This is a genomic window from Lederbergia graminis, assembly GCF_042655485.1.
Lineage (GTDB): Bacteria > Bacillota > Bacilli > Bacillales > Bacillaceae_C > Lederbergia > Lederbergia graminis.
This window is the reverse complement of the sequence record NZ_JBHSMC010000025.1, coordinates 108,777-129,702: the sequence shown is the minus strand read 5'-3', so window position 1 is coordinate 129,702 and position 20,926 is coordinate 108,777. Positions and strand designations below refer to the sequence as shown.

Genomic DNA, 20,926 nt, shown 5'->3' with positions numbered 1-20,926 from the left:
AAACAGCTCCTTAACTTAAAGTTGCCCAAAAATCTATATTACAAAATATTGAGTGGGAGCCTTGACAGTTTCGTTCATATCAGGAGGCTCATTAGCCTTGTCTAGCTGCAGGCGCCATCGGCTCGAGGTCAAATACCCTACCCGATGAAAGGTAAAGAACACCTTTCTTCGGGTAGGAACATTTGCTTGTCGCCGATAAGCAAGCGCCTTCCGCTTTTCGAAGCCCGCGGAAAGCGTAGTGTATTTCCGTAGCGGTATCGTTGCACCAACATATTTCGAATTTTATCCCAGTCTGTTTTTCTACTCCTTACCCCTTAATCGAACCAATCATAACACCTTTCACAAAATGCTTCTGTACAAATGGATACATAATTAGTACAGGCACACTAGCTACAATTACCAATGCATATTTAATACTTTCACCTAACAGTATCTTTTCATCCATGCCAAATTGTCCTGCAGATTCTGTGCCACTTGCTTGACTCACAAGTAAAATTTCTCGAAGAATTAGTTGTAATGGATACATGGAATCATCCCGCAAATAGATTAACGCATTAAAAAATGCATTCCAATGCGACACTGCATAAAACAATATCATGACTGCAATAATAGGCTTGGACAATGGCAAAATAATATTAAACAACATTTTTATATTGCTACATCCATCTATCATTGCTGCTTCTTGTAACTCCCAAGGGATACTCGATTGAAAATACGTCCTCATCACAATTAGATTGTAAGTTGCAATAGCGTTTGGTATTACCATTGCCCATATCGTATCTATCATTCCTAAGCCTTGTACTACTAAAAATGTTGGAATGAGCCCACCGTGAAAAAACATGGTAAATGTAATTAGAAACATAAATACATTTCGTCCTGGCAGATCACGTCTTGATAGAGGATAAGCAGCTAAAGTAGTTAGAAGAATATTAATGGAAGTCCCTAGTAACGTGTAAAAAATGGTGTTCTTATAGCCAGTCCAAACAGCACTATTATTCAATATCTCTTTATAAGCATCCAAGTTAAATCCTACTGGCCAGAGCCACATATCTCCACGCATTACTTTTGCAGGATCACTAAATGAAGCACTAACTACGAAGATTAATGGATACAGTACCATAATAACAATCAATATAGAAATAAAAATGACCCCAATATCAAAAAACTTTCCATCAGATATTTTTTGATACTTCTGCTTCAATATGCTCCCTCCTTAAGGCTTTCTTTGTCACCATAAGCTTGTTTCCGCCTTTTTCTTCGCATATTGGTTAATAATAATAAGTAAAGTGAAATTGATAAGTGAGTTAAACAAACCAATTGCTGTACTATAACTAAAATCGCCATTGAGAATCCCATTTTTATATACGAAAGTCTGAATAACTTCACTAGACGCTAAGTTTAAGTTGTTTTGCATCAATAAGATCTTCTCAAAACCAACGTTCATAAATTGACCGATATCCAATATCAGTAAAATAATGATAACCGGAAAAATTCCCGGTAAAGATACGTGTAACACCCTTTGAAAACGACTAGCTCCATCCATTTTTGCCGCTTCATATAGCTCAGGATCAATCCCACTTAATGCAGCAATATAAATAATCGATTGCCACCCCATATTTTGCCAAATATTAGATCCAATAAATATTGTTTTAAACCATTCCGCTTTTGCCATAAATGGGATGGATTCAATTCCAAACGTATTTAAAACTACATTCACGAATCCACCATTTGCATTTAAAAACAAACTTAGCATCCCCACTATGACGACTAAAGAAATAAAATGTGGTACATATGTTACATTTTGAACGAGTTTTTTCAGCCTTTTATTTTGTATTTCACTAATGAGCAACGCTAAAAGTATTGGTATTGGAAATGCAATAAGTAAAGATAACATGCTAATGGAAAAAGTATTCCAAAGTAATCTCCCTAAATAATAAGAAGAAAAGAAGCGTTCAAAATTTTCAAATCCAACCCATTCACTACCTGCAAAACCATATGCAGGATGGAAATCCTTAAAAGCAATTTGTATGCCATACATCGGACCATATTGAAAGATTACATACCAAGTTATTGGTAGTAAAAGCATCAAATACAAATCATAGCGAGATAAAATCTTTTTTAAACGGCCTTTTTTTTGGGGTATAAGTTTTAGTTCCGCTTGCGGTTCTTTTGCTTGCGATCCTGTTTTTATTGTTTCCACTCATTTACACCCTCTCATTCATTACTACAATACACGAGGTATAAAGGTGTCTTCATACCTCGTGGGTAATAGATTATTTATAGTTCAGGTCATATGCTTCTTGATAAATTTCTTCAAGACGTTTTATACCCATACCTTCCAAGGTAGCAACGTACTCATCCCATTTCTCAAAACTTAGATCTCCTGTAATAAATTTCGATGTTGACTCTTCATAGTACAAGTCTATGTCTTGTCGTAAACGGTCTACTTCTTTTGTTGTTTTTTCATCAAATAATGGAGTACCATAAATCGGTTTTGCCAAATATGGGTCAAGCTTTTCTTGCGCCTCTTGTGCTAACGGTGGATTAATAGCAGAAGCATTCCTTTCCGTTACTAATTGAGGTGCTCCTCCCCCTGGATATGGGGAAAATTGACCAACAGCTACTCCAATACCACGCTCATCATTTAATATTTCATCATTCGATTCAGGTGTGCCATCTTCTTTATAGTAGAATGTCTTTCCTTCAATTCCGTACCTTAAGAAAATCGATCCTTCTTCACTATAGAAATGGTCTATCCATCTCATCGTTTCATATGGATATTTATTACTTGACGTAATCGCAAATGTTCCAAAGTCACGAGCAATTGGCGATGATGGATACAGTTGATCGCCATAAGGTCCTACAATTGGAGAGATACCGCTGTAATGTTCCTTTACTTTATCAAACGCATCTGGAGCTTGATTCCAAAACATTCCTAGATTCCCTGATGACATATTCCCCACAAAGATGGATTCCTCTTGTGTAAACACACCACGGTCCAACAACTCTTCTTTATATAGCTTGTTCAAGAATTGCAAGTAATCTTTAAGACGATCATCTGTCATCCAAATCTTTACCTTGTCATTTTCTACATTTAGATGGTACCCCATTTGATTAATGAGCCCCCATGAACCAGACATCGAATTCATTAGTTGATTCCAATTTCGGAATGTCAATGGTATTTCATCATTTTCACCATTTCCGTTAGGATCATCTTCTTTAAATGCTCTTAGAACTTTTTCAAGCTCATCTTGGTTCTTCGGCTCTTGCAATCCTAATTTATCTAACCAAGTATGATTAATCCAAATTTTATCTGTTCGCGCTGAATTCAAAGTGAGGATGGCAGGTATCGCATAAATGTGACCATCAGGTGCAGTAATAGAAGCTTTAATTTCTGGATATTGATTGAAAAGTTTCGTTAAATTTGGTGCATAATCTTCAATAAGTTTCTCTAGTGGTATTAGAATCCCACTTGTGCCATATTTGATTGCTTCTAATTGGGTAATACTTGCTTTATAAAAGGCATCTGGCAATTTTTTAGAAGAAAATTGTAAATTTTTTCTTTCAGTAAAACCATCTTGTGGAACATCATCCCAGACAATTTTCATATTCGTCATTTTTTCATACTCTTGGAAAACTAGCATATCCTTGTATGGACCATTTGGAGGTGACTTTCTAGCAAAAAAGTTCAATGTGATCTCTTCATCCACAATTGGAAAGCCCTCTTTATTAAAATTTTCCGATGGCCCCTCACTGACATAATCTTGATTCGACTTGTTTTTCGAACACCCACTAATGATTAGACAAACCATTAATAGGAACAAACCATACGTATATACTTTTTTCATTACTGTTCCTCCCTTTTAATAGACACTCGGCAAAGGTTGCTGAACAATTTAAATACTTTTCACTTACTAACCTGAGAACATTACCCCCTGATTTGAATTTGTTTAGTCTGTTAAAAATCCCTTACGCTAAATATAGTGAGAGGCTCGTTTTAAAAGCATGTTAAAATGTTGGGTAAAAACTTGTTAATTTGTTGGGTGGGCATAGAAGAGTTTATTTAATGGTCTTTGGCTTTGCTTCGTTAGAATGGGGATTGTATAAACAAGTGAGTGATTATCTGGCCGTATACAGATTGTAGAGTAGAGCCTGATTAGTTCCACGGAAGACCAAAAACCAAGAATAATAAAGGTTTAGTAGATATTTATCGTAGAGAAAAACTTGCTAATCATAAATTGAAAGAAACTTTCCATTCTTATCAGAAGTAATTAATATCAATAGAATTCTAGATTCATAAAATAAAACTAAAAAGGATAGGTGAAGTCAGCTTTACATATGCTGTTCACCTATCCTTTTTTTCATATACATTGTGCAATTAATGAGAGATGTTATTCAAATCTCACAAGTTATTGCTTTATTAAATCCATTACCACTCGGCGACTGTACCATCAACATTGCGCCAAACAGGATTTTTCCAGTCATGGCCAATTGCTGCCACTTCGCGGATTTTCTCCTCATTCATATTAATACCGAGCCCTGGTCCTGTTGGTAGTGACACGGAACCATTTTCATATTTGAATGTTCTCGCATCCAACAAGTAATCTAATAGGTCGCTTCCTTCATTATAGTGAATACCTAGGCTTTGTTCTTGAATGAATGCATTTGGTGAACACGCGTCTACATGCAGGCAAGCAGCAAGTGCAATTGGTCCTAATGGACAATGTGGTGCCATCGCAATATCATAAGCCTCTGCCATCGCCGCAATTTTACGAGTTTCTAATATTCCACCAGCATGAGATACGTCCGGTTGAATTATATCCACAATTCCATCTTGTAGAAGCTGTTTAAAGCCCCAGCGTGTATACATTCTTTCGCCTGTTGCTATTGGCGTGGAAGTATATTTTGCTATTTCTTTAAGTGCCTCATTGTTCTCCGGTAAAACCGGTTCTTCAATAAACATCGGACGATACGGCTCCAGTTCTTTGGCTAGAATTTTGGCCATAGATTTATGTACACGACCATGAAAGTCAATCCCTATCCCAAAATCCTTTCCACCAATTTCACGCACAGCTGCCACCCGTTCTAGAACCGCATCTATTTTGGAAAAAGAGTCAATATAATGCATTTCCTCTGTTCCATTCATTTTAACTGCTGTAAAGCCAGCATCAATTTGCGCTTGAGCCGCTGCCTTCACGTCACTAGGACGATCGCCACCAATCCAATTGTACACTCTTATATTGTCTCGGCATGCACCACCTAATAATTCATAAACTGGAGCATTATAATATTTTCCTTTAATATCCCAAAGTGCTTGTTCAATTCCTGAAATTGCGCTCGTTAAAATTGGTCCACCACGGTAAAAACCACCACGATACATCACTTGCCATAGGTCTTCAATTCGAAGTGGATCTTTACCGATCAAATAACTACTTAGTTCATCAACTGCTGCTCTAACTGTTTCCGCACGTCCTTCAATTACAGGTTCACCCCAACCTGTCAAACCATCATCCGTAGTAATCTTCAAGAATAGCCAACGTGGTGGTACTTTAAAGAGTTCTAGTTTTTTAATTTTCATTTTAAATTCTCCTTTGTGGATAAGCTGTGAATGTCTATTTAATTTTTATTTGCAAATGGGTTGAAGTGGCTAGCATTTGCTCCAGATCCTTCTCCCCTATTTAAAACCAGTTTGGAATCAACCATTTTTTCAACATCTGCATCTAATAGATACTGACCTTGATTCAACAATAGACCCCTTACTTCATCAACGTCCACCTCACGAGTTGTGAGTCGATTTTTCACAGCTAGTGCAGCAGCTGTACCCGCTCCTTGACCAATTCCCATCGATGTCGCCATTACACGAGCAGACCCGAATGCTGCATGTGTGGCTGAAATCGATCTACCGGCAACTAATAAGTTATCAACCCCTTGCGGAAGTAGCGAACGATATGGAATTTCATAAACGGCTTTTCCTGATCCCGTGAAAACTTGCTGTTCTCCTTCGGGTGGATGGATATCAATCGCAAACGTTCCACAAGCAATTCCATCATGAAAGCTACGACTGGAGAGGACATCCTCTTCATGCATTGTATAGTCACCAATAATATGACGTGTTTCTCGAACCCCGACTTGAACCCCACTATCCAAAATGTAAGAATCTTCAAATCCACCAACATGCTTTTGTAAAAATTGATGTATTTGCCATGCTTGTTTTCGTGTTTCCATTTCTGCTCGTGTTAAATCATATACATTTGTACCGTCAATACCTTGTAACCGCGTGCAATTCACAGCGAATTGTCCTTCTTTCGGAAGCTGGTACATTAAAATTCTTGGTGCAGCATCAGGCGATATTTCCCCTGCATCAATTGCTTTTTTCACTAAATCTTTTAATCCTAGGAATGCTAAGGCTTGATTCGAATCTATTTCTTCATCTGTTGGTGAATCTTTCAATAGATCACGATTTTCTTTCATCCAAGCCTTTAAATTAGCAGTGTTTACGTTTCCAATTCGATAGAATAATGTAACTGGCTGCATCATCCCATCTTCTTCTCTTCCCTTAATAAAAGGCGCTCCGATTCTAGCAACAATATCAGCATCTGCTGAACAATCAATCACCATTTTCGGACATATAGCTTGTCTACCAGATTTATTTTCTATGATTACTGCTTTTACTTCATTGTTTTCTCTAATCGCATTGGTTACAACAGAATGAAGTAGCAGCTCTACACCCGCTTCTTGCAACATTTCAAACAATACGAGTTTCATACCTTCTGGATCAAATGGAGTCATGGAAGCATTATCAAAAGTCATATCAGATACATGTCCTAAAGAACTGGTTTTCTGTATTAAGCGTTCTACTAATTCTCCAGCAATACCACGTATGACTTGCTGCCCATTCACATCATGGAATGTGAACATAGGATTAACCATCGCAATCGTTAAGTTACCACCGACAAACCCATAACGTTCAATCAACATAACTTTCGCTCCGTTACGAGCTGCCGCAATTGCCGCTCCAATCCCGGCTGGTCCTCCACCTACAACTAACACATCTGGTTTCGCAATTACTTCTACTTGCTTTTCTGGTTCCACAATATAGTTCATTTTCTCACTCCTAATGTATGATGATTGTAAACTATTATTCTTGCTCACATTTAATTAATACGAGAGAATGTGCAGGGCATTTCCAGGATGTTATTTTCTCTTCTATTTTCTCTATTGTTGGTAGGATATTTTCTGGATTGTCGAAGTCATTTGCTGCGTAAATATCGTGGTGATTTAATGTCCATATTTCGGTTGGTTGTAACCCATTCGGAATAACTAATTCGATATCTATCTCTTCATCTTGATGACGATTAATGATGGAGATTACGATCGAACCATCGTCATTCAAGGAGGCAGCAGTGTCGATGTAGCTAACAACCTCTTCTGTATATTCTCTTTTATAATATGGGTCTATTAATTGGGGAGTTGGTGCAATTCTAGTAGGACTGTCTATACTTGTTTCTAGCGATACCCCGTTCATCCATCGTCCATATTGCTGAAACACATAATAAAGTGGCGTTTTAACGACACCTTCTTCATTCACATTCATGACACCGTTGCCATTCACAAGGAACACATAGTTTGCCATTCCTACACGTGGACTTAACTGTATCATTGTATTCAAAATTCCCGCAGCAAAAATCGCGTCTTGTATATTTCGTGGACTTTTTCGATTTAGATGATAGCGTCCATTTTCATCCTCAATAAAATGTCGTATATTCCACTCATCCATGCTGATTTTTACGTAGTGGTCCGATGATAACGTTTTCTCATAATCTTCTATAGTACTAATCATCTGCTCTATTTGCTTCTTAAAATACGTCGGTGAAAATACGACAGAATAATATTCATCGCCACTTTCACGATCGACTGAAAAGCCATAATTATGAATCGTTAAATAATCAATAAATGTTCCAGCTTGTTTTAGTACCTCTGCGTCCCATTCAGGATCAAGACCTCCATTGGAACCTACAGCTAAAATACTGGAATCTGCTTGATATTTTTTAATAAATTCGACCCAATTCCGTATTTTCTGACTGTATGTTAACGCATCCATTTGTCCAGCTTCCCAAAAGCCCCACGTTTCATTTCCTACTCCCCAATGCTTTACATGGTAAGGAGCTTCTCGACCGTTAGCTTTTCGTCTAAGTACATCTGTGGTTTCTTCTGTTCCAATACAATAGTCCATCCATCTAAGTGCCTCATCCAATGTACCAGTACCTAAGTTAAAATTAATGTACGGATCCGCTCCAACAGCTTCGCACCATTTCAAAAATTCATCCGTTCCAAATTGATTAGACTCCAAACCACCCCAATGCCAATTACGGCGTACAGGTCTTTCTTCTTTTGGACCAATACCATCTTCCCAATGGTAAAAATCCGCAAAACAGCCACCTGGCCAGCGAATTATAGGAACAGACAATTCTTTTGCTGCTTCTATTACATCTTGTCGAAGTCCTACTTCATTCGAATTCGGCGACAAACTATCCATTACAGAAGGATAGATGCAGTCTTCTAAATGTTCGAAATATTGTCCGTATATATAAGGACTAATTCTCCCTTTTTGCTTATAGACGTTAACTTCTACAACTGCTTTCAAAACATCACTCTCCTTGACTTTACAAAAAACAGGGGGATTCATCTACCCCTTTATTTTATATTATTTTGTTTCTTCTGAATACTAAACATTTACAATTACTATAAAATAGGTCATCTTGATTACTTGTTTCCTTTTTCAAAAAAACTGATTTCGATACAATAAATTCCTAATTACCGGGAAGGAGTTTTTCATTCATCGGAAGACTCAGGAAGTGACGTTATCGGTCCATCTTTTTGCAGACCAGAAGTTGGGCCATTGCCTTTGTTCACTACTGGCCAACCATCGACCCATTCAATCTTATCAATCATAAGCGCTCTTCCCCATTGCGGGTTGCCACGATCGTATGCATGGTACAGTATCCAATCCTGTCCTGCTTCGTCCGTGATAATGGAGTTATGGCCAGGTGCATTAAATTTCTCATTTTCCTCCAATAGTGGTTTGTACTCTTCATCAATCTCCAAATATTTTTGGAAGGGACCAAGTGGAGAATCAGAAACAGCTACAACTACAGCATAATTCGCCCATTCACCACAACAATTATTCCCTGATACAAATAAATAGTATTTATCATCACGTTTAACTACCCACGGTCCTTCTAATAATTTTTCATATGGTTTATACGCCTCTACATCTAGAATTTTTATTGGCTCTCCTTCTAAAGACATGCCATCTTCTGAAAGCTTTTGTGCCATTATAGGTTGCTCAGCAGATCCCCAATACATATACCTCGTTCCATCATCTTCCATAAAAATAAACGGATCAATGGTTGAAAACGATGGACCAATTACGATTGGCTCTCCTTTATCTTCATATGGGCCTAGAGGATGATCAGCAACTGCTACCCCTATACCGAAGTCCTCATCTCTATCATTTGGTTTAGACTTTCCAGAATAATACACATAATATTTACCATTGTGTTCTACCAAATCTGGCGCCCACACATTGACTTCTCCTGTGTGAAGCCAATCAGGAAGTTGAGGCAACACTTCACCAACATACTCCCAATCCACTAGGTTTTGTGATCGAAGAATAGGTAACTTTTTTAATGAACCATAATACATCGATTGAGTTGTAACGATATAATAAAACCCATCATCAGCTTTCACGATTCCCGTAGGATCCGGAGCATCATGTTTAAATATCGGATTTTGAAAAGCAGTCCGTTGCATTCCCTCAGGTACTACAGGAAGTTCCACTTCTTCCTCCTTGTTCTTGTCAGGATTGTCATCTGAATCGTCAGACTCATTAGGCTCTACATTCTCAACCTCCTTTCCCTTATCTGTGTCTTTAGCTGTTTTCTCTACCTCATTTCCGCCCTTACTCATCCATAAGATAACTATTGCCAAACCAATGATAAGTACACTTACGGAAATTCCGATCCATTTCATCCGAATCATTTGTAATCCCCCCATTAGTGAAGAAAATTAATGAACATCCAACTACTCCATTCTTCCTCCGTTCGTGTAATCGTTTTCAATTTCTGATAGTAGAATATTTACATGCAGCTCTTATCACATTTGTTCATTTTAAAATAGTTTAATAAATACTTAATTTAGTAGTTCTCTCTAATTAATAATGTACCATCTTTTTACAACGAAGCAAATAATACTCTACAATATTTTGCTTATTGTTTGGCCTTTGTTTTTATAATCATTTTCCAAAAGAAAATGCACTTCCCGTGAGAGAAGTGCATTTTATCTTATTAGATTACTTCTAAATCATCCTTGCTACCTAATTTAGGGAACTCTGCATGTGGTTCTAATTGGTACCAGAATGATGTTGATGCGATGTCGTCTTGTAATGGAAGGTATCTACCTTCAGAACGCCATCCTAGTGCTTGTATTGTTACTTTTAAGTCTTGTTCAAAGCGGATTGGATCCATGATATGCCATCTGTACATACCGAAACGTTGTTGGCTACGATATAGGCCGTCTGGTTTGATTACTTGTGGCATACCTAGGAATGGTGTAGAGAATGTACCGTATTCACCTTTTGGATGTTCAAAGTTCCAAGCTCCACCGAAGTAATCTTCTGTACCTGTTCCTACAATTGTAGCAAAATCTTCATCGCCGTCTAGGTAGAACTTAATTTCACCTTCGCCCCACCAGCCATTGCTGTTTACTTGCCAAGCAATATATGTTCCTACATAGTGTCCAACACCTTTGATGCCATCTACTAAAGTATGAACCTCTTTATATTTTAGTGGATTACTTCTTCTCCATTGTGCATGGAAGTAAGCAGCATCCTCAGGAATATCTGTTAGTGCATAGTTAATTTGATAGTACAATGGGAACACAACGTGATCTCTGTTTTCCACTGTGATTTTTGCTGATTTTCTAAAAGGCATTTCCCAGTAAGAGTTCATTCCACCAGCAGGGTTAACTGCGATTGGTAAAGAGTTAACGTTTACACGCTCGCACCAACCATTTGCAAAGAAGTCACCAAAAGGTACTTCTACGGAAGGTGATTCTTCTCCATCCCAATACATACGAATAATTACGTTACGCCAGTGAGCAGGGAAGCAAGTCATCCAAATGCTTTGAATTACCCCTGGACCCTCAATTTCAGCAAGTGTAGTTGTAGTACCTGGTTGTAGATCGATAGAAGGTGAGATTTTCCAGCCTTGTCCTAAATCACGGCCAGGACCTGCACCAGTTCCTTCAGTTGCCATACCACCTTTACCTTTTTCACCTGTGAAGTTCTCTGCACTTATTGATCTTGATTTCGCTTTAGATACGCGTGAAATATTCCCAAGACCTAATCCTAACCCGTTAAACTCAGTCATGTGATAATCCTCCATTTAGTATAATAATTATTTTTTTATATAACATCTCTCCGCTAGAAGAGAAAGTTATTCCTAGATTGATTATTGCTTAATATCCAAAGTAGAGTGCATTAAGAATACATTATAAGGACCCCACTCTGATGTGAGATAATATAAATCTCTTCCAGTATTTGTCCATGGATGAATGAATCCTCCATATAGACCTGGATAGTCCTGACTAGTCATTAATACTACTTCATCTGACCAGCCATCGGTTAAACTAGAGGAGCTTCTCATTACGATAGCTGAACGATGCTCATTTAAGTACACCATAATCCACTTTTTATAAAAGGAATTATAGGCAACAGACAGCTCACTTACTGGAGCTTCGATAACTGGTGTAGCTGCTTCTTCCTTATCTCTCTTCCATTCGGAACCATCCCAATACTCATATTGATTTTTGTCTAATATGGACTGTTCCTGAACTCTAGCGATGTAAGCGGATTCCATTCTGCCCGAAGGAGTACCCAACATATAAACAAAACCGTCTGCCTTCACATAAGCAGCTTGGGCAAATTTACTTTCCGCACCCCATTTGACTCCAGACTTAACCCAGTTCTGTCCTTCATCGTCAGAAAAGGCGATTTCGGAAAAGTTTGTATCCCATCTACCAGGCTCTCCCCATTTTCGGACTTGCATATAGTGTATAAAATGGCGATTTCCAACCGTTATGCCAGCTGTAGGAATTGCTGTATGGTCTCCATTACCTGAAACATCATGTTCGGAATGGATGATTTCCTTTGCATATGTTGGATTTTCGTCTTCTGTTATCATTCTCGTAATCTTTAATCCATTTTCTACATCACTATTTTCTGAGATTGCTAATAAACTTCCCCGCCAACCAGCAGGATCACCACCGCCTCCAGACCCACACCATCCATCATCATAGGAATCTCCGAAGGCAATCATGATTTTTTTCTTCGCAGGATCTGTTGTAGCATCCCACATAATCCCTAAATCTGTTGCTCGTAAACTATAATTCTCGCTTGTGTTATTTGGATTCGGTATTGTTTCACCAGGTAAAGATACACCCGTTACTCGGGCGACCTTTCGAGTGGAACCTGCGATTAATTCAAATGATTGTGACTTTGAATTATAGGTAATGACCTTCATCCCCCAAACTAGTTATTATATTTCCTTTGTTTTTACGTTCATAATTGGTTCAAATATTTCAGTTACTGGTTTATTTATTTTTCTAACTAAACGATTAATTAGAATCTCGCCAACCTTTACACCCATTTCATATGGTGATTGTTTAATACTAACAATCCCATCTGGGCTTAGTAATTGAGCAGCCTCTGCTTCACCATAGGAAGCAACAAGTATATCATCTGGAATTTGTAATCCCATTCTTGTTAATTGCAACATGACACCGAATGTCATGGTGTTATTAAATGATAAAATGGCAGTTGGCTTTTCTTCTCTATTGAAAAAATAAGTGACAGCATTACTTCCATCTTCTTGTGTAAAGTGACCGTTGAAAATGAAATCCGGGTCTAAGTCTAGGCCATGTTCTTCCATTGCTTTACGGTAACCGAGATAACGTTCTGTACCCGTACTCGAAACAAGGGAACCGTTTACAACTCCAATTTTCGTATGGCCTTTTTTAATTAAATAATTAGTGAGTTGATATGCTCCTTCAATATTATCTTCTACGACTAAATCTAAATCGTCAGAGTCTGTTTCTAGCTTCCTATCGATAAGTACGACAGGGATACCAGAATTCTTCACTCGGTTAATATCTTCTGCATTACCACCCGATGTTGCTATTACAAGTGCATCTACTCGCTTCTCCGTTAATACTTGAAGCATTTTCTTTTCTTTATCGGAATTTTCATCACCACTAACGAAAATTAGATTATATCCCGATTTTTGCAGTGTATCTTCAATTCCTCTAGATATCTTCATAAAGTACGGATTGGAAATATCCGGAATAATTACACCAATCGTGTTTGTCCGATCCATTTTTAAACTTCTCGCAACAGCATTCGGTTGGTAATTTAATCGTTTCGCAATTGATCGTACTTTTTCTTTTATTTCTTCACTAGCATAACCTTTATTACTTAAAACTCTAGAGACTGTAGCGGTTGAAACACCTGACTCTCTAGCAATATCTTTTATCGTAACTTTATTCAAGTGTCAACTCTCCAAACATAATGAATTCGGAGGGGTATCGCCTCCATTATGTAATCGTTTACGTTATCATAGTACACATTCATCTCTAATTCAAGCATTTTCGTCTACTTTATTCAATAATTTTGGGCCGATTGCCTTATTTTTATTTCCAAACTGGAAATCCTGGCTCATTCGGAAAAACCCCAGCTTTTATTTTTTCGTGAAGTTGTTGAACAGTTAGAGTTTCGGTGTAATCTTTTCCATCTGGACTAATTAAACCTAAATCTTTTTTGGAGCGATATGATACTTCTTCTGGATCTAAGATCGTTCTTAATAATCCCTCAAATTCTCGCAAAATTTCTGCATACTGAGGATCATGTGCAAGTTCATTATTTTCTTTTGGATCATGTTTTATATTATATAAGGTTGGGCGTTCTTTTACATAGTAGGTGTACTTATAATCACCTTTTACTAACATATACCAATCTTGCTGAAAAAAGTTTCCGTGGTATTCAGAGAAGACATACTCAGGTCGTTCATGATTTTCACCACGAATCAATGGCAACCAACTCACACCAGGGCGATCGGATTCAACATCTAGATTAGCCATATCCATAATCGTAGGATATAAGTCCACTAGAGATACAGGGTGGTCTACTTTTTGACCTTTTGGTACGTTTGGTCCCTTTACAATTAATGGAACCCCGACAGATCCTTCATACGAACATTGCTTATAAAACAAGCCATGTTCACCAAGTGATTCGCCATGATCGGACATGTACACAATATACGTATTATCATATAATCCTTGTGCTTTTAATTCTTCCACGATTTGTCCAACCATATCATCCATCGCCGTTATCATACCATAGTAAGTGGCAATGACCTTCTTCAATTGTTCTTCCGTTACTACACCTAGATCTAATGATTGTTGAAAACGAAATAACGCAGGGTGCAAATTTTCATTTGGAAACTTCGCATCATGTGGAAGTTCAATTTTATCTAGTTGTTCATAATACATATCATAGTATTTTTTCGGTACAGTAAATGGCCAATGTGGATAGAGTAATCCGACATAAAGTGCCCATGGATCGTTTATATCAGACTTAGCTTTTTCTTTAATATAATCAATCGACCACTCCGTTACAATCCGATCATGGTCATAGAATCCCAATGGCCCATGCCCATTTTCACCGTCGGTTATTACATCTGGACGAATGCCTGCGTTTTCAATGTGTTTTCGTTTATCAGGTCGAATATATCCTTTTAAACGAGAGTCCAACGGCGTATTCCTTGGATAAGGGTCATATGCAGCTCGCCGTTCGATAATCTTGAAATCTGTAAAGCCACCATCTTGATAGTCTCCGCAGAAATCCATTTTCCCTAACATGGTAGACGGTATCCCTGCTTCGTCTAACCGACGGGCCCACGTCATTTCATTAGGATCTAGGGGGCAACCAATAAACCAACTATCAATCTGAGAAACGTATTTCCCTGTTATAAAACTCATTCTACTAGGAGTGCACACTGGCGAGTTACAGTATGCCCGTGTAAAATGAGTCCCGTCCTCCGCAAGCTTATCTAAATTCGGTGTTTTCACTAGAGAGTGTCCTCGATATCCTGTCATCAATGGATGATGTTGATCACTGCAAATAACTAGAATATTAGGTTGGTTCGTCATTATTTTACCTCCAACATAATGACACTCCTCGGATTGATAGAAAATGTGATAGTGCCATCTTCATTTGCATCCAAACGGGTTTGCCCCTGATAAACATGTAATCTTTCATTATATAATTCAATGTTTTCCTTATCTAAAGCAAACGTTACATTTTGACTCTCTTCACTTACATTAGCAAAAAACACCCCAATACTTTCATTCTTATATTGCCACGCAGAATGAACAATACTATCTACTACTAATTCACCTTTAGCATCATAATCAGGGGAATTTTCTCCACAATTATAATGATACCAACTAAGCTTCACTTTATTACTAGAAAAATCAAGTGGTCGTAACATTTTTCCATAAGCTAAATATTTATTTCCCATCCCTGTCCGTAAATTGGCAAACTGACCAACATATTTAGCGCGTTCTGGATCAAATTCATATCCCTTTGGTTGAAACGAAAAATAATGTTCCTCAGGTGAATTTTCCTCCCCGTCAATTGCTTCCATTGGACTATATTCATAGTTTAATTCATATAATCCACCCCACAAATACGTACGGGCAACAGTATAGTAAAATAAATCACCAATCTCGTTTACTAACTTTCCCCAACCATCTAAGCGGACTGCACCATACTCGTGATAAACATACGCAAACATTGGAATGAGTTCTGCTTCCCCAGAAATTAATAAATGTTTTATATTCCATCCTTCTAGCATCGATGCTGGTTGTCCACCCGCTCTTGCTTGATAATAATCGAGCACATCCAAAAATATTTCATTCATCATTTCTGTGCCCATTGGAACATACTTACCTTGTGCTTCTTCCCTCAATGCTTGCTTTGTATTTATATAATTATCTCTGAATGCGAGAGCAATTTGTCTTCCCGCTCCTATCGTATGTTGATGTGATTCATCTGTACAATTCATCATGACATTATTAGCGGAAATATCATAGTACACCGCATCTACATCTTTTTCTTTTAATAACTGTACGTCACGTTCAACATGAAGGTTCTGTGTAAACTCCTCTGTAGGACAAAGAATCGGAAATACATACTTATCAATACTTTTCGTTGGAGATTTAGGTATTTTTTGCATTGCCTTCTTTCCGAGTTCACCATCGGAACCGTTTACATTGAATAAATAGCCAAATTCAAACGGAGCATATTTATCTCCATATGCTTTTATCGCTTTTAAGTTTTTTTCATTAAACCTTGTTGGAAACCAATCCCCTATGCCACCAGGAAAGCGATTATGAAAATCTTGGTTTGTTTTTGGCCAATCTGGTCCTAATATATGAAACATCTTTGTTTCGATGTATTCATGATATTTTTCCAACCATTTCGTCCGATCTACTCCGGCATTGATTCCGAATGTGGAAACACCCATTTCTTCTAACAACCATGTAGGTTTTTCTTCATTAGGTAAATCTACTACTTTACCATTTTGACACCAATATTGGTTGTGTGCCCATTGTTTATACTTATCAGCAGCTTCATACCAATCCAAACCATCAAGCAAGGATACGACAATGGGATATTCCACTTTCATTCCTTTTTGTGCGCCAATATCCTCACACGCATGAATGAAGGATGCCTCTAACAAATCATGATCATTTTTATAAAAATTGAGCCATTTCAAATAGCTATCTGGATCATACGCCGCAAAGTACAGTCCACCTTTTCCTTGACCATAGTAACTAAAGAATTGCATGGTCGAACCAGAAAAGGATTCCGGATAAGGCATGTAGGTAAATCCTCTCCAATCCTTTTTAAAGTGAATAGAAGGATTGTGTATCCGAAACCCCGTTGCAAAGGAATGTGCAAGATAATCATTTTTTCCATCTTCGGTAATCATACCTAAGTTCGGGATTATCGGATACTCGATACTAATCACGGAATAAGTTGATCGATTATCAACTTCGCTAGTAAAAGAGACTTCCTTTTTGTCTTTAGATAAGGTTACTTGCGCCGATACATGTAAGTTGGATTGTACTTTCCATGTAAAAGCAAAGCCCTCATCTCCTAACGATGTTTGCGTAAAATCTTCAAATTCACTTATCCGTTTATCCTCGATTTCAACGCGAAATGGTACGGCATGTTGTTTTTCTTGAATGTACTCTAGCTGCTTTTCTTTATCGAAAATACTTGTAATCGATCCTGTTTCATGATCAAAAGAAATCGATAGGTAATCGTTTTCTAATCTCATCATGTTTCCCCCTAAGTTTTTCGTTTTTTTCAAACTTTCACTTAAAGGTTATCATCTTTTCTATTGTAAAGCATTACTTAATTCCAGAAATTTTAATTCCTTCCACAAGATGTCTTTGGAAGATCAAGAACAATACAATAGTTGGAATCGCCGCTACAGTTGATCCTGCCATTATCATCGCCCAATTTGTATTTTGCTCAGATCGGAAATAAGATAGCAACTGCATAATTTGATATAAGCTTTCATCCGAAATTGTCATGATTGGCCAAATTAATGCGTTCCAATATCCTAGAAATGCACTAATACCTACAAGTACAAATACTGGGATGGATAAAGGAATGAATATATACCAATAAATTTTGAATCTGGATGCTCCATCTATAAAGGCAGCCTCTTCTAATTCGGTTGGGATGTTTAAATAAAATTGACGCATTAAGAAAACGTTCATTGCAGAAGCCAAACCTGGAAGAATAAGCACTGCCATTGTATTTAGCATTTGTAGTTTCGCAACTACTATATAGGATGGAATCAATATTGCCATTGATGGAATAAAGATAGTCATAATCACGTACATAAACCAAAAATTCTTTAATGGAAAATTCAATCGCGCAAACACATAAGCAGCCATTGAATTAATTAATAATACTAATACTGTAAAAATAATCGCTCCAACAAACGTTATTCCCATCGAACGTATAAACGCAGGGTCTTGGAACAATTGTTGATAGTTTGAAAAGTCCCATTCTGTCGGGAAGAACTTGAATGGATAAGCAAGTACTTCTCGGTCTGATTTGAATCCGGCAAGTGCCATCCAAAACAGCGGGAAGATTGCTGCTAATCCGATCAGAATTCCTATAATTCTAAGGGTTATTCTCTTTACTTTGTTATGCATATGCTCACCTCCATTGTTGTTACACAATTAGTCTTTATTAGAATTCATAAGTCTGAAGATCAATGCTGAAATAGCTCCTAATATGACAAACAATAGTAATGCTGATGCAATTGTATATCCCATATAAGGATCATTTTTAAAATGATTATAGATAAATAGGTTTGGAGTAGTCGTTTCGTTTAATGGACCTCCGCCTGTCATCATATATGGTAAGTCAAACTGTTGAATTGCACCTGTCACACCAACAACGAGTAAATATACAAATATATTTTTCAACAATGGAATTGTAATACGGAACATTTTTTGAACCGCATTCGCACCATCTATTTCTGCAGCTTCATAATATGAACTCGGAATATCATTTAAACCAGCAAGCATAATAAGGGTTGTAAAACCAAATCCTAGCCAAATTGCAGGAACGGATATACTTCCTAAGGCAATCTTAATATCATTTAGCCATGCAACTGGCTCTGCACCGAAAATTTCCAGAACAGCATTAGCAAGACCACCATGATAATCATAAATGAAAATAAAGATAATAGATGCTACAACACCGGAAATTACGTGTGGAACATAAATAGATGTTTTTACAAAGCCACCAATTTTCCCACCAACAAAGCGAATTAAATTAGCAAAAAGAAATGCTGCTATTAACTGAACAGGAATTACGATTAAGGTGAATTTCACACCTACCCATAGCGCCTTGAAGAAAAGTGGATCTTTTATAACCCTTTCGAAGTTTTGAAAGCCAACAAAAACATTATCTTGGTAAAAACTCCATTCATAAAAACTTACATATATTGCATAAATGAGTGGAATGACAACGAAGGCTGACAATAAAATAAGATTCGGAAGTAACATTCCATAAGCTGTCTTCACATCATTCTTTTTTAAAGAAAATTGGCTTTTCATCATTTCACCATCCCATTAGTAAAGCGTAATTACCATTTAATTTCGATTTCACAAAGTATAAATTTGGGAGTCTGGAGAATTGCTTCTCCAGTCCTCCCTACTTGAGTCAAATTAGTTTTGCTTTGGATTTGTACCTGCATAATCATTCGTCTTAATGTAGTCATTAATTTCTTTTTCAGCTTGTTCTAATGATTTTTTCACATCTGCACCTTGCAGATAAACACGTTCCATTGCATTTGCATAAGCCAAGCTAATTTCCCAAGCATAAATTGGTTCTGCTACCGCATAAGGTACAACTTCTTCTGCAATCATTTTTCTCCATGGATCATCTTTTGCTTCAGGATCCTCTGCTAATACTTCATCAACAGATTTACGAACAGCAAATTTTGAGAATTTTGTTGTATTCTTGAAGAAGTCAATCATGATTTCTTCATCGCCAGCTAGCATATATTGAATGAAATCAGCAGCCTCTTCTTTATGATCAGAGTTACCATCAATTGTTAATGTCCATCCACCTAAAGATGCAGTAGGGACATCTTGATTACCATCTGGTGTCGGTAATACAGCTACACCAATATTATCTAGAATTTCAGGATAGTCATTTCTTAATTGGCTAATTGCCCAAGAACCATTAATTGCCATTGCAGTACGACCTTCAGCAAACGGCTGAATATCTGTATATGGACCTGGCATTTGTTTAGGGAAAATACCTTCTTTATAAAGTGTTCCCCATAAGTTTAATAGACTTTCATATTTCTCATTGTTAATTGTTGCTTCAGACCAATCATCGCTAATCGGTGAAGCTCCTACCATCGCTTGAAGACCCCAATGTGTCCAACCAAGCTCTGACGTGTTACCTGCAGCTGTTAAACCAGAAATTCTTCCATCCTTTAATTTCTTACCATATTCGATTAGCTCATCCCAAGTCTTCGGTGGCTTGTTCGGATCTAAGCCTGCTTTTTCGAACATTTCTTTGTTATAGAAAAGTAGTGAAGATGGTTCTACTAGCATTGGGTATGCGTAATGCTTACCATCAACTGAAATAAAGTCACGAACGTTATCATATAGATCATCGAAAATTGCTGCATCTACATAATCGTCTAATGCTACGATTTTCCCTTGGTCTGCAGAGAAAACAATTTTATTATAGTTCATCGTTGTAATATCAGGGCTAGTTCCTGCAGCTTGTGCAGCAGTTATTCTTTGATCCCAAGCATCTCCAGGGATAATTTCAATTTTTACATATACATCTTCTTGTTCTTTGTTATATTTATCAATCCATTTATTCCACCAATCTTCTGATGCTTCATCCCATGCAGGTGTCCAGAAATTGATTACTGTTTTTCCTTCCATATCTGGATTATTCTTTCCACCTGGGCCATCACCACATGCGGCAAGAATAGTAGAAACAAATAATAGTGTAGCAATTAGAATTATAAAATGCTTTTTGCGCTTCATCTTTCAAACGCCTCCTTATTCATATTTTTCTCAAATACAATAATTTTTCTTGATGTATGGAAACTTCTTTGAAGTAATTCCCAGGTAAAGGTTTACATAAAAATCAGTGTTGTTTTATCGACAAATTTCGACAAATCGGGCGCATGATTACACGCCGGTTTCGTGCACCACCTCCTTTAAGTTGTATAAAAGCAGATAAGCA

Annotated in this window: 15 protein-coding genes; all 15 read right to left on the bottom strand. The window is 37.4% G+C overall.

The features are described from left to right. Positions 1 to 307 precede the first annotated feature (307 nt). The 15 genes from ACFPM4_RS16840 to ACFPM4_RS16770 all read right to left on the bottom strand — a co-directional run bounded on the left by ACFPM4_RS16840 (position 308) and on the right by ACFPM4_RS16770 (position 20,724). Entirely contained in the window at positions 308 to 1,201 is an 894-nt protein-coding gene (locus ACFPM4_RS16840; protein ID WP_382354311.1) for a carbohydrate ABC transporter permease, read from the bottom strand. A 27-nt stretch (positions 1,202 to 1,228) separates the two neighbouring features. Next, the gene (locus ACFPM4_RS16835) at positions 1,229 to 2,086 is read right to left on the bottom strand and encodes an ABC transporter permease (protein ID WP_382354323.1); all 858 of its coding nucleotides are present in this window, start codon (positions 2,084 to 2,086) and stop codon (positions 1,229 to 1,231) included. Between the two features lie 187 nt (positions 2,087 to 2,273). Continuing rightward, positions 2,274 to 3,848 (bottom strand): type 2 periplasmic-binding domain-containing protein, encoded by a 1,575-nt coding sequence (locus ACFPM4_RS16830; RefSeq protein WP_382354309.1) that lies wholly within the window; start codon positions 3,846 to 3,848, stop codon positions 2,274 to 2,276. Between the two features lie 581 nt (positions 3,849 to 4,429). Further along, the gene (gene dgoD, locus ACFPM4_RS16825) at positions 4,430 to 5,578 is read right to left on the bottom strand and encodes a galactonate dehydratase (RefSeq protein ID WP_382354307.1); all 1,149 of its coding nucleotides are present in this window, start codon (positions 5,576 to 5,578) and stop codon (positions 4,430 to 4,432) included. Positions 5,579 to 5,616: 38 nt separating this feature from the next. After that, complete coding sequence (locus ACFPM4_RS16820; protein ID WP_382354304.1) at positions 5,617 to 7,104, bottom strand: FAD-dependent oxidoreductase; 1,488 nt, start codon at positions 7,102 to 7,104, stop codon at positions 5,617 to 5,619. A gap of 34 nt (positions 7,105 to 7,138) precedes the next feature. Next, positions 7,139 to 8,644 (bottom strand): alpha-L-arabinofuranosidase C-terminal domain-containing protein, encoded by a 1,506-nt coding sequence (locus ACFPM4_RS16815; protein ID WP_382354301.1) that lies wholly within the window; start codon positions 8,642 to 8,644, stop codon positions 7,139 to 7,141. Between the two features lie 188 nt (positions 8,645 to 8,832). Next, positions 8,833 to 10,041, bottom strand: a complete 1,209-nt coding sequence (locus ACFPM4_RS16810; RefSeq protein WP_382354298.1) for a glycoside hydrolase family 43 protein — start codon at positions 10,039 to 10,041, stop codon at positions 8,833 to 8,835. 305 nt (positions 10,042 to 10,346) lie between these two features. Then, positions 10,347 to 11,429: a glycoside hydrolase family 172 protein gene (locus ACFPM4_RS16805; RefSeq protein ID WP_144922094.1), complete on the bottom strand. Its 1,083-nt coding sequence runs from the start codon at positions 11,427 to 11,429 to the stop codon at positions 10,347 to 10,349. An 81-nt stretch (positions 11,430 to 11,510) separates the two neighbouring features. Beyond that, positions 11,511 to 12,581 carry a DUF4185 domain-containing protein gene (locus ACFPM4_RS16800; RefSeq protein ID WP_144922096.1) on the bottom strand — a complete coding sequence of 357 codons (1,071 nt, stop codon included), beginning with the start codon at positions 12,579 to 12,581 and terminating at the stop codon, positions 11,511 to 11,513. Between the two features lie 15 nt (positions 12,582 to 12,596). After that, on the bottom strand, positions 12,597 to 13,604 hold the full coding sequence (locus ACFPM4_RS16795) for a LacI family DNA-binding transcriptional regulator (protein ID WP_144922099.1): 1,008 nt from the start codon (positions 13,602 to 13,604) through the stop codon (positions 12,597 to 12,599). Between the two features lie 142 nt (positions 13,605 to 13,746). Then, entirely contained in the window at positions 13,747 to 15,264 is a 1,518-nt protein-coding gene (locus tag ACFPM4_RS16790) for a sulfatase-like hydrolase/transferase (protein ID WP_382354293.1), read from the bottom strand. Then, positions 15,264 to 17,462, bottom strand: a complete 2,199-nt coding sequence (locus ACFPM4_RS16785; protein WP_382354290.1) for a DUF6259 domain-containing protein — start codon at positions 17,460 to 17,462, stop codon at positions 15,264 to 15,266. The genes ACFPM4_RS16790 and ACFPM4_RS16785 overlap by 1 nt, the downstream gene beginning before the upstream one ends. 73 nt (positions 17,463 to 17,535) lie before the next feature. Next, a complete protein-coding gene (locus ACFPM4_RS16780; protein ID WP_382354287.1) occupies positions 17,536 to 18,354 on the bottom strand; it encodes a carbohydrate ABC transporter permease in 819 nt (272 codons plus the stop codon). A gap of 27 nt (positions 18,355 to 18,381) precedes the next feature. Further along, on the bottom strand, positions 18,382 to 19,266 hold the full coding sequence (locus ACFPM4_RS16775) for a carbohydrate ABC transporter permease (RefSeq protein WP_382354284.1): 885 nt from the start codon (positions 19,264 to 19,266) through the stop codon (positions 18,382 to 18,384). Positions 19,267 to 19,377: 111 nt separating this feature from the next. Further along, entirely contained in the window at positions 19,378 to 20,724 is a 1,347-nt protein-coding gene (locus ACFPM4_RS16770; protein ID WP_382354281.1) for an ABC transporter substrate-binding protein, read from the bottom strand. Positions 20,725 to 20,926 lie beyond the last annotated feature (202 nt).

Bases quoted from the DNA above. Each gene is read 5' to 3' on its own strand.
- ACFPM4_RS16770 (WP_382354281.1), bottom strand. From the start codon at position 20,724: ATGAAGCGCAAAAAGCATTTTATAATTCTAATTGCTACACTATTATTT.
- ACFPM4_RS16775 (WP_382354284.1), bottom strand. From the start codon at position 19,266: ATGAAAAGCCAATTTTCTTTAAAAAAGAATGATGTGAAGACAGCTTAT.
- ACFPM4_RS16830 (WP_382354309.1), bottom strand. From the start codon at position 3,848: ATGAAAAAAGTATATACGTATGGTTTGTTCCTATTAATGGTTTGTCTA.
- ACFPM4_RS16800 (WP_144922096.1), bottom strand. From the start codon at position 12,581: ATGAAGGTCATTACCTATAATTCAAAGTCACAATCATTTGAATTAATC.
- ACFPM4_RS16805 (WP_144922094.1), bottom strand. From the start codon at position 11,429: ATGACTGAGTTTAACGGGTTAGGATTAGGTCTTGGGAATATTTCACGC.
- dgoD (WP_382354307.1), bottom strand. From the start codon at position 5,578: ATGAAAATTAAAAAACTAGAACTCTTTAAAGTACCACCACGTTGGCTA.
- ACFPM4_RS16780 (WP_382354287.1), bottom strand. From the start codon at position 18,354: ATGCATAACAAAGTAAAGAGAATAACCCTTAGAATTATAGGAATTCTG.
- ACFPM4_RS16835 (WP_382354323.1), bottom strand. From the start codon at position 2,086: ATGCTTTTACTACCAATAACTTGGTATGTAATCTTTCAATATGGTCCG.
- ACFPM4_RS16785 (WP_382354290.1), bottom strand. From the start codon at position 17,462: ATGAGATTAGAAAACGATTACCTATCGATTTCTTTTGATCATGAAACA.
- ACFPM4_RS16810 (WP_382354298.1), bottom strand. From the start codon at position 10,041: ATGATTCGGATGAAATGGATCGGAATTTCCGTAAGTGTACTTATCATT.
- ACFPM4_RS16790 (WP_382354293.1), bottom strand. From the start codon at position 15,264: ATGACGAACCAACCTAATATTCTAGTTATTTGCAGTGATCAACATCAT.
- ACFPM4_RS16820 (WP_382354304.1), bottom strand. From the start codon at position 7,104: ATGAACTATATTGTGGAACCAGAAAAGCAAGTAGAAGTAATTGCGAAA.